11 protein-coding genes are annotated in these 15,357 nt (G+C 45.7%); 10 read left to right on the top strand and 1 reads right to left on the bottom strand.

What is annotated here, in order from left to right:
* Window positions 1-158 precede the first annotated feature (158 nt).
* From JHD44_RS11575 to JHD44_RS11535, 9 genes are all read left to right on the top strand, one after another.
* Window positions 159-1,136 (top strand): dipeptidase, encoded by a 978-nt coding sequence (locus tag JHD44_RS11575; RefSeq protein WP_133560567.1) that lies wholly within the window; start codon window positions 159-161, stop codon window positions 1,134-1,136.
* Window positions 1,137-1,277: 141 nt separating this feature from the next.
* The gene (locus tag JHD44_RS11570; protein ID WP_199462903.1) at window positions 1,278-1,823 is read left to right on the top strand and encodes a DUF5943 domain-containing protein; all 546 of its coding nucleotides are present in this window, start codon (window positions 1,278-1,280) and stop codon (window positions 1,821-1,823) included.
* A gap of 50 nt (window positions 1,824-1,873) precedes the next feature.
* Window positions 1,874-3,937 carry a dimethylglycine demethylation protein DgcA gene (dgcA, locus tag JHD44_RS11565; RefSeq protein ID WP_199462902.1) on the top strand — a complete coding sequence of 688 codons (2,064 nt, stop codon included), beginning with the start codon at window positions 1,874-1,876 and terminating at the stop codon, window positions 3,935-3,937.
* A gap of 85 nt (window positions 3,938-4,022) precedes the next feature.
* Complete coding sequence (locus JHD44_RS11560; protein ID WP_199462901.1) at window positions 4,023-5,936, top strand: (Fe-S)-binding protein; 1,914 nt, start codon at window positions 4,023-4,025, stop codon at window positions 5,934-5,936.
* Window positions 5,936-7,195: an electron transfer flavoprotein subunit alpha/FixB family protein gene (locus JHD44_RS11555; RefSeq protein ID WP_199462900.1), complete on the top strand. Its 1,260-nt coding sequence runs from the start codon at window positions 5,936-5,938 to the stop codon at window positions 7,193-7,195. Before JHD44_RS11560 ends, JHD44_RS11555 begins: the two co-directional genes overlap by 1 nt.
* On the top strand, window positions 7,185-7,955 hold the full coding sequence (locus JHD44_RS11550; RefSeq protein WP_199462899.1) for an electron transfer flavoprotein subunit beta: 771 nt from the start codon (window positions 7,185-7,187) through the stop codon (window positions 7,953-7,955). The genes JHD44_RS11555 and JHD44_RS11550 overlap by 11 nt, the downstream gene beginning before the upstream one ends.
* A gap of 95 nt (window positions 7,956-8,050) precedes the next feature.
* Entirely contained in the window at window positions 8,051-8,290 is a 240-nt protein-coding gene (locus tag JHD44_RS11545; RefSeq protein ID WP_199462898.1) for a hypothetical protein, read from the top strand.
* 449 nt (window positions 8,291-8,739) lie between these two features.
* The gene (locus tag JHD44_RS11540; protein ID WP_233402050.1) at window positions 8,740-10,305 is read left to right on the top strand and encodes a BCCT family transporter; all 1,566 of its coding nucleotides are present in this window, start codon (window positions 8,740-8,742) and stop codon (window positions 10,303-10,305) included.
* Between the two features lie 261 nt (window positions 10,306-10,566).
* Complete coding sequence (locus tag JHD44_RS11535; RefSeq protein ID WP_199462896.1) at window positions 10,567-12,561, top strand: cache domain-containing protein; 1,995 nt, start codon at window positions 10,567-10,569, stop codon at window positions 12,559-12,561.
* A 61-nt stretch (window positions 12,562-12,622) separates the two neighbouring features.
* On the opposite strand, the gene JHD44_RS11530 is transcribed toward JHD44_RS11535, so the two are convergent.
* Window positions 12,623-13,894, bottom strand: coding sequence for an aromatic ring-hydroxylating oxygenase subunit alpha (locus JHD44_RS11530; protein WP_199462895.1), 1,272 nt, complete (start codon window positions 13,892-13,894; stop codon window positions 12,623-12,625).
* Between the two features lie 316 nt (window positions 13,895-14,210).
* On the opposite strand from JHD44_RS11530, the gene JHD44_RS11525 reads away from it, so the two are divergent.
* On the top strand, window positions 14,211-15,341 hold the full coding sequence (locus tag JHD44_RS11525) for a hybrid-cluster NAD(P)-dependent oxidoreductase (RefSeq protein ID WP_199462894.1): 1,131 nt from the start codon (window positions 14,211-14,213) through the stop codon (window positions 15,339-15,341).
* Window positions 15,342-15,357: the final 16 nt, after the last annotated feature.

Raw genomic sequence — 15,357 nt, 5'->3', positions numbered from 1 at the left:
TTTGTTGTTTCTAATACTTTTCCTCGCAAATTTGAGCGTCGGTTTTAGTCTCTCTAAAGTCGTTTCCAGCCTCTAAACGTTTTTTTCTTAGTCATAAACTGAGTTCATCAGAAGGTCTTCCTTCCCCTAATCCTATCTTTGTAATAAAGGAAAAAACGATGAACGCAGCAGAATTACATGATCAAGCCATTGTGATCGATGGCTTAATTTGTGCGAAATGGAATCGCGAACTGTTTGAAGACATGGCAAAAGGAAAGTTAACTGCCGCGAACTGCACTGTGTCGTTTTGGGAAAATTTTGAAGGCACGGTTCGCAACATCGTGGAAATGAACCAGCTAATCGAAGCCAACAGCGATTTACTCACAAAAGTCTACACGACCAAAGACATTCTTCGTGCGAAAGAAGAAGGGAAGACTGGGGTGATGATGGGCTTTCAGAATGCCCACGCGTTTGAGGACCAGATTGGCTATGTTCAGGTTTTTAAAGACCTTGGCGTTGGCATTGTTCAAATGTGTTACAACACGCAAAACTTAGTAGGTACGGGATGTTATGAGCGTGATGGCGGTTTATCCGGCTTTGGACGTGAAATTGTCGCCGAAATGAACCGAGTGGGTATGTTGTGCGACCTGTCTCATGTGGGGCCTAACACTGCTAAAGAAGTCATCATCGAATCGAAAAAGCCTGTTGCTTACTCGCATTGCCTTCCTTCTGGTCTAAAAGAGCACCCACGAAATCGTTCTGACGAAGAGTTGAAGTTCATCGCCGATAACGGTGGCTTCGTTGGGGTAACCATGTTTACGCCGTTCCTACGTGCTGGGGTTAACGCAACCGTCGATGATTACGTTGAAGCGATTCAATATGTCTACAACATCGTGGGTGAAGATGCGATCGGTATTGGTACCGACTTTACCCAAGGCCACGGGGAAGATTTCTTTGAATACCTAACCCATGACAAAGGCTATGCCCGTCGATTAACACGTTTCGGTGAAATCATTAACCCAAAAGGCATTCGTACAGTTGGAGAGTTCCCAAATCTAACGGAAGCGCTTTTGCGTCATGGTTTTACTGAACGCCAAGTCTGCAAAATCATGGGTGAAAACTGGGTCAACTTGTTACGTGAAATCTGGGGTGAGTAGCAATTAACCAAAGTGTCGAAAAACGTCTTTTCGATAGGGCATAGAGTCGATTTCGGAAAAGTGACTAGCCTGTCGATTTGATTAAATGATGTCTTAACACGCGATATGCGATCCAGAACAGCAGAATTTGAGGTTTAAAAAATGGGTGTACACGCTCCTGAAATGCCAATTGAAGTAGATGATGAAACTGGGGTTTGGACAACGGATGCGTTGCCTATGCTGTATGTGCCACGTCATTTCTTTGTAAACAATCACATGGGAATCGAAGACGAAATTGGCGCAGAACGATACGCGGAGATTCTTTATAAAGCAGGTTACAAGTCTGCTTACTTCTGGTGTGAACAAGAAGCAGAGTGTCATGGGATTTCTGGCGCTGATGTATGGCATCACTATCTAAAACGTCTTTCTCAGCGCGGTTGGGGCTTCTTTATCACCGAGGAACTAGACATCGAGAAAGGCACTGCAAAAGTGAGATTAGAGAACTCTGCTTTTGTTTACCACTATGAAAAAATCCATGGAAAAAAAGTCAATCGCAAGATTGATTACATGTTTACTGGTTGGTTTGCAGGTGCCTTAGACCAGATTGCAGAAGCCCAAGGGTTAGCTGTTCGTACCAAAGCAGAGCAAACACAGTGCGCAGCAGAGGAAGGTTGCGATGTGGGTTACTTCGAAGTAACGCCGCTTTAATTATTACTAAAAATTGTCAGTCTATTGTTTGAGAAAGGCGGGGTTCTACTATGTCCCAGTTTGATGTGCTGTTTCAGCCACTAAATATTAATAAATTAACCATTCGTAACCGTATTGTCAGTACGGCTCACGCAGAAGTGTATGCAACGGATGGAGGCATGACGACGGATCGTTATGTGAAATACTATGAAGAAAAAGCCAAAGGTGGATGTGGCTTGTGTATTTGTGGTGGTTCCAGTGTTGTCTCGATTGACAGCCCGCAGAGTTGGTGGAGCTCTGTGAACCTATCAACAGACCGTATTATCCCGCATTTTCAGAACTTAGCTGATGCTGTGCATAAACACGGCGGCAAAATCATGATTCAGATTTCCCATATGGGACGTCGCTCCCGTTGGGACGGTGAAAACTGGCCTAACTTAATGTCGCCATCTGGTATCCGTGAGCCGGTTCACCGCGCGACGTGTAAAACCATCGAAGTGGAAGAAATATGGCGCGTCATCGGCGACTTCGCACAAGCGGCGCGTCGTGCGAAAGAAGGCGGCCTAGACGGTGTGGAACTGTCGGCAGTACACCAACACATGATCGACCAATTCTGGTCACCACGTGTCAACAAACGTACTGACGAATGGGGTGGTACTTTCGAAGGTCGTATGAAGTTTGGTCTAGAAGTAGCAAAAGCTGTTCGTGCAGAAGTGGGTCCAGACTTCGTTGTGGGGATGCGTATCACGGGTGACGAGTTCCATCCAGACGGTCTTAACCACGACGATATGAAACAAATCGCTAAGTACTACGATGACACGGGCCTAATCGACTACTTCGGTGTAGTAGGTTCTGGTTGTGACACGCACAATACGCTAGCAAACGTCATTCCAAACATGAGCTACCCACCAGAGCCATTCCTACACTTGGCAGCGGGTATTAAAGAAGTCGTCAGTGTTCCTGTCATTCACGCACAGAACATCAAAGATCCTAACCAAGCGAAACGTATCATCGAAGCAGGTTATGTAGACTTTGTTGGTATGACTCGTGCGCACATTGCTGACCCGCACTTCATTGCCAAGATTAAAATGGATCAAGTGGATCAGATTCGTCAGTGTGTGGGTGCAAACTACTGTATCGACCGTCAGTACCAAGGTCTTGATGTGCTTTGTATTCAAAACGCGGCGACGTCTCGTGAATACATGGGCATGCCTCATATTATCGAAAAAACCGAAGGACCAGTGCGCAACGTCGTTATAGTGGGTGGTGGCCCTGGTGGTATGGAAGCGGCACGTGTTGCAGCTGAACGTGGTCATAAGGTGACTTTGCTAGAGCGTAATGACGAATTGGGTGGGCAAATCACCATTGCATCGAAAGCCCCTCAACGAGATCAAATCGCAGGTATTACTCGTTGGTTAGTTATGGAGCTTGATCGTCTAGGCGTAGAGGTGAAAACCGGTGTGGCAGCCGATGTATCCGTAATCCGTGATTTACAACCTGATGTTTGTATCTTAGCGACGGGTGGTCGTCCATTCGTTGAACAAAACCCAGAATGGGGCGCTGAGGAAGGTCTAAGTGTGTCGAGCTGGGATGTGTTAACTGGCAAAGTTGAGCCAGGTAAAAATGTCCTGATCTACGACACCATTTGTGAATTCTCAGGTATGTCAGCAGCAGACTTCTTGGCTTCCAAAGGCTCTCTAGTTGAGCTTGTCACCGATGATATTAAGCCAGGTGTTGGTATCGGTGGTACGACATTCCCAACTTACTACCGTTCTTTATATGAGAAAGAAGTCATCATGACCTCTGACTTCCTGTTAGAAAAAGTATATCGCGAAGGTGACAACTTAGTGGCAGTGCTTGAGAACGAGTACACAGGTCAACGCGAAGAGCGTGTGGTAGACCAAGTGGTAATCGAGAACGGCACACGTCCAAACGAAGAGTTGTACTACGAGCTTAAAGGTGAATCTCGTAACAAGGGACAGATTGATGTGGAGGCTTTGTTCGACATCAAACCGCAACCAATTCTTTCTGAAAGTGGTGACGGCATGATCCTGTGGCGCCTAGGTGACTGTGTCTCACAGCGTAACACTCATGCGGCGATGTACGATGCCTTGCGCTTGTGTAAAGACCTTTAACCGTTTAGCCATTCAAAACTAAATCAAAATACTGAACCCAAGAGGCGGCACTACGCCGCCTCTTTAATGTTACATGGGGTGAAAGATGGTTATCGACTGGTTACCTTCTATTCTTATTGTTGTGCTGTTGCTATTAGGCGTAATTGGCATGCTTCGCCGAGCGAGTCTATGGCGCGCGGGACAACCAGAAAAAGTCAATATCATCGCTGGTCTAATGGCGATGCCAGGGCGCTACCTAAAAGATTTGCACCACGTGGTAGAACGCGACAAATACATGTCGAAGACTCACGTTGCAACGGGTGGTGGCTTTGTTCTGTCTATGGTGCTGGTGCTAGTGGTACACGTTTTCAAAGTTCAACAGCAGATTGTTGCTTGGGCTTTGCTTGGCGCACTATTGCTAATGCTTGTGGGTGCCTTCTTTGTATTCAAACGTCGTCTTAATCCACCTGAGCGCCTTTCTAAAGGTCCTTGGATGCGTTTGCCGAAGAGTTTGATCACGTTTGCTGTAACCTTCATCGTGCTGACGCTTCCTGCTGCGGGTATCTTGCCAGAAGGTACTGGCGGTATTGCTCTGATAATGGTGCTTAGCATTGGCGTCATCATTGGTCTTGGCGAGTTGTTATTCGGCATGGGCTGGGGTGGTCCAATGAAGCACGCTTTCGCGGGTGCGCTTCACTTAGCTTTTCACCGCCGTCCAGAGCGTTTTGGGGGTGGTCGTTCGACAGGTCTTAAGCCGGTTGATCTGACTTCTGCTGTGATCGGTGTAGCTAAACCAAGTGATTTTAAATGGAACCAGCTACTAGGTTTCGATGCTTGTGTTCAGTGTGGTAAGTGTCAGGCAATGTGCCCTGCTTTTGCTGCGGGACAGCCGCTGAACCCGAAAAAATTGATCCAAGATATGGTGGTGGGTCTTGCTGGTGGTACCGATGCGAATTACGCCGGCAGTCCATATCCTGGCAAAGAAGTAGGTCAGGCAAAAGGCAATCCAAACGAGATCATCACAGCGGGTCTTGTGAGCCAAGAAACCCTTTGGTCATGTACCACTTGTCGAGCCTGTGTAGAAGAGTGCCCAATGATGATTGAGCACGTCGATGCCATCGTTGACATGCGTCGTTTCCTAACCATGGAAAAAGGCGAGACACCAAATAAAGGTTCTGAAGTTCTAGAAAACATCATCGCGACAGACAACCCTGGTGGTTACGCGCCTGGTAGCCGTACTAACTGGGCGGCTGACCAAAACCTTCCGGTTATGAAAGACAAGAAAGAAGTCGACGTTCTATTCTGGGTGTCTGACGGTGCCTTTGATATGCGTAGCCAGCGTATCCTACGCGCCTTCGTTAAGCTTATGAAGGCGGCTAACGTTGATGTAGCGATTCTTGGTGATGAAGAGCGTGACAGTGGTGACGTAGCTCGTCGCCTAGGGGATGATGCAACGTTCCAAAGCCTTGCTAAACGTAACTTGGCGACTCTAGGTCAATACAAGTTCAACAAGATTGTGACAACCGATCCACACGCTTACCACTGTCTACGTAACGAATACGCTGATTTTGATAAAGATGGTGCCTTGGCAGGTGTTGAAGTGTTGCACCACACGACATTCTTGAACCAACTCGTTCAGTCTGGCGCGCTAAAACTTGACGCTTTCAAAGGCGGCAAAGTCACTTACCACGATCCATGTTACCTAGGTCGTTACAACGGTGAGTACGAAGCGCCGCGTGATCTATTACGTTCATTGGGTATTGAAATTGCTGAAATGGAACGCTCCGGTTTCCGTTCACGTTGTTGTGGCGGTGGCGGTGGTGCACCGATCACGGATATCCCTGGTGAACGCCGTATTGCAGACATGCGTATGGAAGATGCGAGTGCTACGGGTGCTGAGCTTGTGGCAGTAGGTTGTCAGCAATGTACCGCCATGCTTGAGGGGGTCGTTGAGCCTCGTCCACAAGTGAAAGACATCTCTGAAATCCTAGTGGATCAATTGATAGAGGAGGTTCACTAATGAGTGACATCATTCGTCGTGACCCACGTGCAGAATGGATTATGCGTAACCGTCTGCACCCACTGCATGAGCAATACGCAAGTCAAGAAGAGGGCGGCGAAGTTCGTGGTCCATCTGGCTTGATTCGTAAGTTCCCGCATAAAGTTGGCTTTATCGGTCCAAACGGTATTAAACGTATCGACCGTCTTAAAGGTAACGCAACTGCACCGAAAGGTAAGCGTTCTGCTGCAGCGCAAGAGGTTCAATTGCCTCTGCATAAAGTGGATAGCCCTGATTACTACATCATGGTGGTGGCGGATATGGTCGGTGGCCGTCTAACAGGCCACGATAAAGACATCCTAGGTCTTGCTCACAAGCTGATTGCTGAACAAGGCGGCAACGGTGCGGTTGTTGCCGTGTGCTTCGGGGAAGTGAAAGAAGAACACTTCGATACCGCCGGTGTTGACCGCGTACTGCATATCGAAGGTGAAGCTTTTGAAGGTTACGCGCCTGAAGCACGTGTACAAGCACTTGCTAAAGTGGAAGCACAATACACGGTTAAGCACTGGTTATTCCCAGACAGTATCCACGGTGGTTGTGACCTAGCTTCTCGTTTGGCTGCTCGTCTAGGTGAGCGTCCAGCGACTCAAGCCTGGCAAGTTAATGCTGAGCAAACCGTAAGCCGCGGTGCGTCTGCGAGCTTAGACATTACACGTCAAACACCTAAGATTCTGATGCTGCTTGAAGAGTGTGCTGACGCCATTGACGAAACGCGCCATGAAGCGACGCCAATGTCCCTTGATGATGTATCTGTTGCTGCAGCAACCATCAAAGACAAAGGTCTAATGGCTGTGGATCCTAATGCGATCCCAATGGCCGAAGCCGAGTTTATCTTGTCTGCAGGTAACGGTATCCATAACTGGGATCAGTTCCACGAAGCTGCACAAGTATTGGGTGCAACTGAAGGTGCCAGCCGTGTGGCGGTCGACGATGGCTTTATGCCACGTTCACGTCAGGTGGGTGCAACGGGTACTTGGGTGACAGCGCGAGTATACGTGGCAGTGGGTATCTCTGGTGCGATTCAGCACATGCAGGGTATCGGTCAAGTAGACAAAGTGGTTGCCATCAACACCGATGCAGGCTGTGACATGGTGAAACGTGCTGCGTTGAGCGTTATCGGTGACAGTGAAGAAATTCTAGCTGAGCTGATGAAGCTCGTTGCTGAACACAAGCAAACAAGCTTAAGCGATCAAGCGGAGGAGAATAGCAATGCCGCATAAAGTCATTTCTTTAATCTCTGTCGGTCGTCACCCGCAATCAGGCCGTTCTCGTCGTGCAGATCAGGACAGCCGTGCAGTAGAGCTTGGTCTAAAGCTCGCTGGTACCGGTCTAGATGTGGTTCATGCTGGAAACTCAGAAGAACCAGTTCTACGTCAATATGCTGGTATGGGGTTGCCAAAAGTGACGGTTTTGGAACAAGCGGAAAGTGCAGACGCATTGCCCGCATTGTCTAACTACTTGAAAGCTGAAAAAGCGGATATCGTGTTAACGGGTGTTCGCTCTGAAAGTGGTGAGTCATCGGGTATGACGCCATACCTTCTTGCAGAGCAACTAGGCTGGCCAATTGTTGCTCGTGTGGCGGACATTGTTGAAATCAAAGACGGTGAAGCACAGGTGCTACTGGCGCTTCCGCGTGGTCAGCGTCGTCAAGTAACGGTTAAGCTGCCGTTTATTGCATCGATTGATAATGCGGCGCAAGCGGCACGTCAAAGTGCATACGGTCCTGGCCTACGTGCCAAAATGGCTGCGCAAACGGGCTCAACAGAAGAAGATAATGTTCGTGTTAACTGGAGCGAGGCGCCAGCGAAAGCGCGTCCTAAGCGTTTGAAAGTTGTTAAAGCAAAAACCGCGGCAGATCGTTTCAAAGCGGCGACCGCTAAGCCACAAGGCGGATCGGGTAAAGTCATGAAAAACGAATCTGCACAGGAAAAAGCGCAAGCGATCTTTGATTTATTAATTGAAGAGAAAGTGATTCGCTAGCCCTATGATTAAAGGGGATGGCGTCTATCCATTCCCTTTAATTTACGTTACCTTTCTAAGCTATTATCCCGTCAAGATATAGAGAGTAATGGACAATGATGATTGTAGATTTGATTGATGAAGTGGACTTCAAAGAAAAAATGCTAGGAATTGGTGTACCTGCCAAGGACTGTCAAACGTTGGCCGCGACGGAGCAAACAACCAAAGATTGGTTAACTTCAAATCCAAATAACATCTCTGTATTGAAATCAGCCGTAGATGAATTAATTGCAACGCAAGCTACAATCTTACCTGAAGTTCATCAAGTCATGGCGCGCCTGTTACAGAACGATTAATCTTTTCTGATAAGAAATTAGTATTTTCTTATATTTAAGGCGTAAAGCGTTCAAACAATAAAAAAATCCTTTCTTCCCTTAACATCCTGTTTTTTATGCTTTATTTTAGAGCGGGAAAATGGTGTTCAGACACAAGTTAATAGTCTTTGCCCCATTAACAAGCACTCAGAAATTCAGCATATTTTAATGTCTATGCTTAAAATCAATGGTCGTCGTAACTGGTCATTATGTGTTCTAACGCTGTCGCATTTGGACACCAAGTAAGCAAATAGTCGTCGTACTATCACAGTACGGTGCAAAAAATGTGCGCTCGTAAACAAGCTCAAAATCAGAGCTTAAGACTAAAACTATTACATAAAACAGTGACTGTTCACCTAGACTCGAATGCTGGTGTGTCTAGGTGAGCGGTTGTTGATTCAACTAGGTGGAGTAACTTAATGGATCCAAAAATGAAGAGACGCCCAAAGTCGACGGATTACACGTCCGACTATAAAGCGGGGCAGGATAACGTCCAGATATTAGGGATGGATGTTAACAACCCCGTGTTTACGACAAGTGCATTAGTGATTATCGGCTTTATTGCATTTGCGCTACTTTTCCCTGCTGCTGCGAAAGAGTGGTTAAATGGTGCCAAAGGTTGGTCTATCAATTCCTTTGACTGGTTATTTATGATAGGCGGGAATATTTTCGTTCTGTTCTGTTTGGCTTTGATTCTGCTTCCTGTCGGTAAAGTGCGTCTTGGTGGTAGTGAAGCTCGCCCTGAGTTTACGACATTGTCTTGGTTCTCAATGCTATTTGCAGCGGGTATGGGTATCGGCTTGATGTTCTGGTCCGTGGCTGAGCCGGTAGCTTACTTTACAGACTGGTGGGGAACACCGCTTAATGTCGAGGCTCGTACAGATGAGGCCGCTTCTGCTGCCATGGGCGCAACCATGTTCCACTGGGGCTTACACCCATGGGCAATCTACGGTGTTGTAGCACTAGCACTGGCGTTCTTCTCATTCAACAAAGGTTTACCATTAACGATTCGTTCAGCATTCTATCCACTAATAGGTGAGCGTTGCTGGGGGCCAATCGGTCATGTCATCGATATCATTGCCGTTATTGCTACAATCTTTGGTCTGGCAACATCTCTTGGTCTCGGTGCGACACAAGCCGCAGGTGGTTTGAACTTCCTGTTCGGTGTTGAGAATACTATTTCAACTCAGATCGGCATCATCATCGTTGTGACAAGTATCGCAGTGCTATCGGTTATGCGTGGCCTTGATGGCGGCGTGAAAGTGTTGAGTAATATCAACATGACATTGGCTGCCGTTTTAGTATTGTTTGTAGCTATCTTCGGTTCACTGATTGGTTTCTTCGGCCACCTATTTAGCACCACAGTGTCTTACGTTGAGTACATTATTCCGCTTAGTAACTGGATTGGTCGCGACGACAACAAATTCTATGAAGGCTGGACGGTATTCTACTGGGCATGGTGGGTGAGCTGGTCGCCATTCGTAGGTATGTTCATCGCACGTGTCTCTAAAGGCCGTACAGTTCGCGAATTCATGATCGCAGTATTGTTGGTGCCAACGTTGGTATCTATTATTTGGATGTCTGCTTTTGGTGGCCAAGCGATCGATCAAGTACAAGGCGGCGTAGGTGCTCTTGCAGGCGGTCTAGGTGATGTATCTAGTGCGATGTTCCAGATGCTTGAAAATCTACCACTTAGTACACTGACGTCTATTGTTGCGATCATTTTGGTGTTGGTGTTCTTTATCACTTCATCTGATTCTGGTTCGCTGGTAATCGACTCGATTACTGCTGGTGGTAAAGTAGAAACACCTGTACCACAGCGTATTTTCTGGGCGTCAATGGTTGGTCTAATCGCTGGTGTACTATTGTTTGGCGGTGGCTCTGAAGCATTGAGCTCTCTACAAGCTGGTGCAGTGACAACAGGTTTACCGTTTACCGTCATCTTGCTACTGATGTGTGTAAGTATTTACAAAGGCTTGCGTTCAGAGCTTTATTAATACGTTCCTAACTAGCTAAGCGCTTAACAAAAACCGTTGTAGGGAACTGCAACGGTTTTTTGTTGGCATATGCACCGTTTCTGAGCAATAAATTTTATTTATGTTGTTTTTGCACCTTATTTGCTTGTTTCTAAATGTTTCTGAAGAGTTTTTTTTTGTTAATTAATTGATTCTAAATAACTTTTTAAATTCTTACTTCGACTGTTCTGGCAAGGTGCTTGCCTTATACAAGGTAATGCTTATGAACTATTGGAGTAACTAATGGAGACGTTTTTATCATCCTATGAGAATAAACTAAAGTCGTGGATTTATGATGTTAACTATTATGAAAAAAATCTTAAGTCCCTGAGTAGTTGGTGGGCACGTATTGCATTATTAGGAAAAATAAATAGCTTAGATGTTGCCGCTACAATATTGGATGATATGGACAGTGCCCGATCTCGGTTCCACCAATTGCAAGATAGCTTGATCGAAAATTTAATTCAGCAACATGGTCGTAAGGCATTATTGCACCACCAAACCCGCAGTCAGATGGCAATTGATGTGTTAATTCGTAACCTATTTGAACGAACTGCTGATATTGGTTTTCTTAGCGATGATCAGGTGGTAGGAGCATTTTTGAATCAAACTGAGCACTCTAAAGAGGATTGCTTGGCGATTCGTCAGCACCTGCAAAACTATGTTGATAAATATACTGTTTATAATGATGCTTTATTGATCACCCCAACAGGCGAAATCGTATTTCAACTTAGTCAGCAGAGCACTCGAAGTATCAAGGAACCTGTTATTGATAAAGCAATTCGTCAATCTTCAGGCTATGTTGAATACTTTGGTAAGAGTGCATTAATTGAAGATGGTAACGATCACCTTTTTTATGCTCACAAGGTAACTTACCAAGGTAAAGTGGTGGGCGTGGTTGTACTGAGTTTTCGTTTCAGGAATGAGATGCATGCTATCTTCGATACCCTTATTTCTGAGAATGACTCAACAATATATGTGTTAACGGATGATACCGGTAAAGTCATTTTTCAGAAAAGCCAAGCAGGTGGGGGTTACGTTCAACACCTCAATACAAAGGATGATATTTCATTAGTCCACTACAATGGACAAGAGATGTTGCTGATCAATACTCTTGGTAATGCGTATCAAGGGTATTCTGGTCCAAAGGGGTGGCGAGCTTGTGCTTTAATGCCTCTATCTTTATTTAAATCAAGGTCGGATAGTTCTGACATTAATTTTGAAAAATTGCCCCCGCTGAAAAATTTGTCAGGTATTTTCTCTTCAGATTTATTAGATATTCGTGATCGCTCAACACTGATTAATAATGATCTTGAACTTATCGTACTGAACGGCGTTATTACCGCTGCCCGAAATGATTCAGCTGAGTTCATGCCTGTGTTGGAGGCGATCAAAAATATCGGGCGGGACATTGATTCGGTCTTCGCTGACTCTATTGAATCTTTATTTTCTACAATATTGTCGAGTCAACTTGATGAAACGCGTCTTCATGCTGAAATGGCGGTCGACGTGATGGATCGAAACTTATACGAAAGAGCCAATGATTGTCGTTGGTGGGCATCGGATCCAAGGATTGGAGAAGCGTTACTCGAAAAGCCTGTTAATCATTCGCTGATTAACGAGATTCTTCAAGATATTCATGGTCTTTATACGGTATATCATGACCTTTATGTCTTTGATGGAGAGAAGAAATACGTTAGCACTTCTCTTAACAATCAAGCTTATTGTGGTGAAAAAGTAGCTGAATCTACGGCAGTATCCGCAACGTTTTCATTAAGGGATTTGCAAGCTTATAGTGTTTCAAATTTTGTTCCATGTTCTCTTTATAATGGGCAATCTACCTATGTCTATAATGGGGCCATTAGACACCCCGAACGACAGAATGAAGTGATTGGAGGGGTGGGAACCGTTTTTGATGCGACGCAAGAGTTCCGTGCGATTCTTAAGGATGTTCTTCCCGCTGCTTCAAAGGAGAGAGAATCGGCATCATTTGCTGTATTTACCAATGATGAAGGAGAGGTGATTTCCTGTAGTGATGATCGTTTGGCTGTGGGAACTTTGTTCTTTCCGGATATTGATCTTCAATTACTGAAAGAGCAAGGAAGCCTCTCTGAGGTATATGAATATAAATCCCAATATTATTTGCTAGGCGCAGCTTTGTCGAAAGGCTATCGTGAATTCAAAAATGATGATGGATACGTCAACCCTGTTATTGCTTGGGTCATGCAGCCTTGCTAGAAACAGTTTGACTAAAACAAGAAAAGCCAGCTTATTAGCTGGCTTTGACGTTGTTGAGCAACTATTTTTTTAAGTTTTTCTGAATGGTATCTGAATACCATTCTAGGAAGTTCATCACACCGAACTCGTAGGTTTCAGAGTATGGACCTGGCTGATAACCAATAGAGTTAATGCCTAGCTGATTCTGTTCCCCAAGGATACGGTCTTGATCATTGGTTGCATCCCAAACCTGGCGCAGACGATCTGGGTCGTAATCCTGGCCTTCCACAGCGTCTTTGTGGACGAACCATTTTGTTGTCACCATCGACTCTTGAGCTGAAATTGGCAGTACACGGAACACGATAAAGTGATCAGACTGCATGTGGTTCCAAGAGTTTGGTAGATGCAAGATGCGCATTGAGCCAAGCTCAGGGTTTTGAATGCGGCCTAGCATTTTCTTACAGCCCGCTTCGCCATCAATCGTCATAACCTTCGTGCCTTTTTTCAGTGGCATACGTACAATACGGTTGCGCTTACCTGGTCCAAAGCTTTTATGCTCGTGAGGAATGCCCTCAGCGTCCCACTTAGCCGCTTGATCTGCATAATGATCTAAGAAGTCTTGTGGCGCACGTGGGTCGTTCGTGTCATCCCATTCAAGAATGGTGTTTAACAATTCTGGGTGACTGCCAGCACAGTGGTAACACTCACGGTTGTTTTCCAATACAAGCTTCCAGTTAGCTTTTTCGTACATATTGGATTCAGCGGCTAATTTAGTGTTTTCGACATCGTAAGGAGCCATGTACTCTTCAAGCGTAGCTAAGAACTCATCAAAGTCACCTTCTGGTGCTTCTTTGCCTAGTGCAACGAAGATAAAGCCGCCAGCAGTTTTACAATGTGCTTTTTTCAGACCGTGCTGAGATTTATCGAAGCCATCGCCCATTTCGGTTCCCGCAAACAGCAGGTTGCCTTTCAAATCATATGTCCACTGGTGGTAAGGGCAGACTAGGTTTGCAACTTTACCACGGTGCTCAAGGCAGATACGTGAACCACGGTGGCGGCAAGTGTTATGGAATGCGTTAACAGAGCCATCTGCATCGCGAATCACCATGACAGGGTTTTGTGCAATTTCTACCGTGAAATAATCGCCACGCTTAGGGATTTCACTGGTCATGCCAACAAATAGCCATTCCTTTTGAAATACCTCTTCTACGTCTACGCGAAACATGTGAGGGTCGTTGTATAGCGGAGCGTCCAAGGAATAATTCGCAGGACGAGCTTCCAGCAGTTTTGACATTTCTGCGCGCGCATCTTCGATCGTAGAGTAACGCATGTTTAGCAGATCATTTTGATTCATGTTGAGTGATCCTCAATAACAAAAGCCGAGTTAATGTTGTTTCCCTCGTCGGAGCAACATGTCTTGGGCAGTTTCGACTGGCCCGTTGTCGTTATAATAATGACGCTATCGTCACCTAAGTTTGCATTTATAAAATGACCAAACACGACATCCTCTCATACATAAATCGACCTATCCCCTAGACAAAGCCTTGGTGTCATAGTGGATTGACTGCTATGAGCAAGTCGATGTCGTTAAAGGTCAACTCAATTCTGAAGCCTCGAACGACAATGCTCCCAATAGGTGAAACGTCAACGCCAATAAAGAGAGAGCCACTATGACAAACCCTACTACAGCTTCTTCGGCTGAATATCTTGCTCCCGTTAATACCCAGACTTGGGTTAATGGTCGTCACAACGTTCGCTGTGTAAGAGTTATTCAAGAATCTTGGGACGTAAATACGTTCTGTTTTATGGCGCAGCAGCCGGTCATGTTCTTCTTTAAGCCAGGGCAATTTGTCACGTTAGAGCTAGAAATAGAAGGCAAGCAAGTGATGCGTTCTTACACTATATCTAGCTCGCCTTCCGTGCCTTACAGCTTCTCCATTACGGTTAAACGTGTTCCGGGTGGTTTAGTGTCGAATTGGCTACATGACAACATGGATGTCGGCGTTGAGTTAGCTGTACATGGTCCTGTAGGGAACTTTAACTGTATTGATTTTCCAGCAGACAAAGTTTTATTACTGTCAGGTGGTGTGGGGATTACCCCTGTCATGTCTATGGCTCGTTGGTGGTTTGATACCAGTGCGGACGTTGATATTTCATTTGTTCACAGTGCACGTTCTCCTCGCGATCTGATCTATCCACGAGAGCTGGATCACATGGTTTCGCGAGTAAACAATATCAGTGTTCATACCATTGTTGAGCGAATGCACAATGGCTTAGCGTGGCACGGCTATCGTGGTTATCTTGATGAAACAAAGCTACTACTGACAACACCTGATTTCATGGAACGTGAAATATTCTGTTGTGGTCCTGCACCATATATGAAAGCGGTGCGTGAGTTGCTCAAGGCAAAAGGTTTTGACATGAGCCGCTATCATGAAGAGTCCTTTGGTGAAACGCCAGAAGCGATCGTCGAAGATGCCATTGAATTGGCTGAGGTTGCACAGGCAGAAGCTGACGCTCTGGACTCTGCTGATATGCACCGCGTGGAAGTCATCAGCAGTGGCATGACAATGAGTGTTCAAGTTGCGCCAAGTGAAACACTGCATAATGCCGCAGCTAAGTTGAACCTTCATATTCCTAAAGCGTGTGGTATGGGTATCTGTGGTACTTGTAAGGTGCTGGTAAAAGAAGGTGAAACACATATGGAAGCCAATGGTGGTATTACAGACGAAGATGTAGCAGAGGGCTATGTATTATCTTGTTGTACCGTTGCTAAATCTGATGTTGTGATTGAATACTAATATTGTCTGAGGGAGT

It is taken from the genome of Marinomonas ostreistagni, from assembly GCF_016461785.1.
Taxonomy (GTDB): domain Bacteria; phylum Pseudomonadota; class Gammaproteobacteria; order Pseudomonadales; family Marinomonadaceae; genus Marinomonas; species Marinomonas ostreistagni_A.
The sequence above is the reverse complement of the archived record's forward strand: the minus strand, read 5'-3'. Positions and strand labels throughout refer to the sequence as shown.

Excerpts from the sequence above, each read along its gene's own strand:
- JHD44_RS11525 (WP_199462894.1), top strand. The coding sequence starts at position 14,211 with ATGACAAACCCTACTACAGCTTCTTCGGCTGAATATCTTGCTCCCGTT.
- JHD44_RS11560 (WP_199462901.1), top strand. The coding sequence starts at position 4,023 with ATGGTTATCGACTGGTTACCTTCTATTCTTATTGTTGTGCTGTTGCTA.
- JHD44_RS11550 (WP_199462899.1), top strand. The coding sequence starts at position 7,185 with ATGCCGCATAAAGTCATTTCTTTAATCTCTGTCGGTCGTCACCCGCAA.
- JHD44_RS11570 (WP_199462903.1), top strand. The coding sequence starts at position 1,278 with ATGGGTGTACACGCTCCTGAAATGCCAATTGAAGTAGATGATGAAACT.
- JHD44_RS11535 (WP_199462896.1), top strand. The coding sequence starts at position 10,567 with ATGGAGACGTTTTTATCATCCTATGAGAATAAACTAAAGTCGTGGATT.
- dgcA (WP_199462902.1), top strand. The coding sequence starts at position 1,874 with ATGTCCCAGTTTGATGTGCTGTTTCAGCCACTAAATATTAATAAATTA.
- JHD44_RS11530 (WP_199462895.1), bottom strand. The coding sequence starts at position 13,894 with ATGAATCAAAATGATCTGCTAAACATGCGTTACTCTACGATCGAAGAT.
- JHD44_RS11555 (WP_199462900.1), top strand. The coding sequence starts at position 5,936 with ATGAGTGACATCATTCGTCGTGACCCACGTGCAGAATGGATTATGCGT.
- JHD44_RS11545 (WP_199462898.1), top strand. The coding sequence starts at position 8,051 with ATGATGATTGTAGATTTGATTGATGAAGTGGACTTCAAAGAAAAAATG.
- JHD44_RS11540 (WP_233402050.1), top strand. The coding sequence starts at position 8,740 with ATGAAGAGACGCCCAAAGTCGACGGATTACACGTCCGACTATAAAGCG.
- JHD44_RS11575 (WP_133560567.1), top strand. The coding sequence starts at position 159 with ATGAACGCAGCAGAATTACATGATCAAGCCATTGTGATCGATGGCTTA.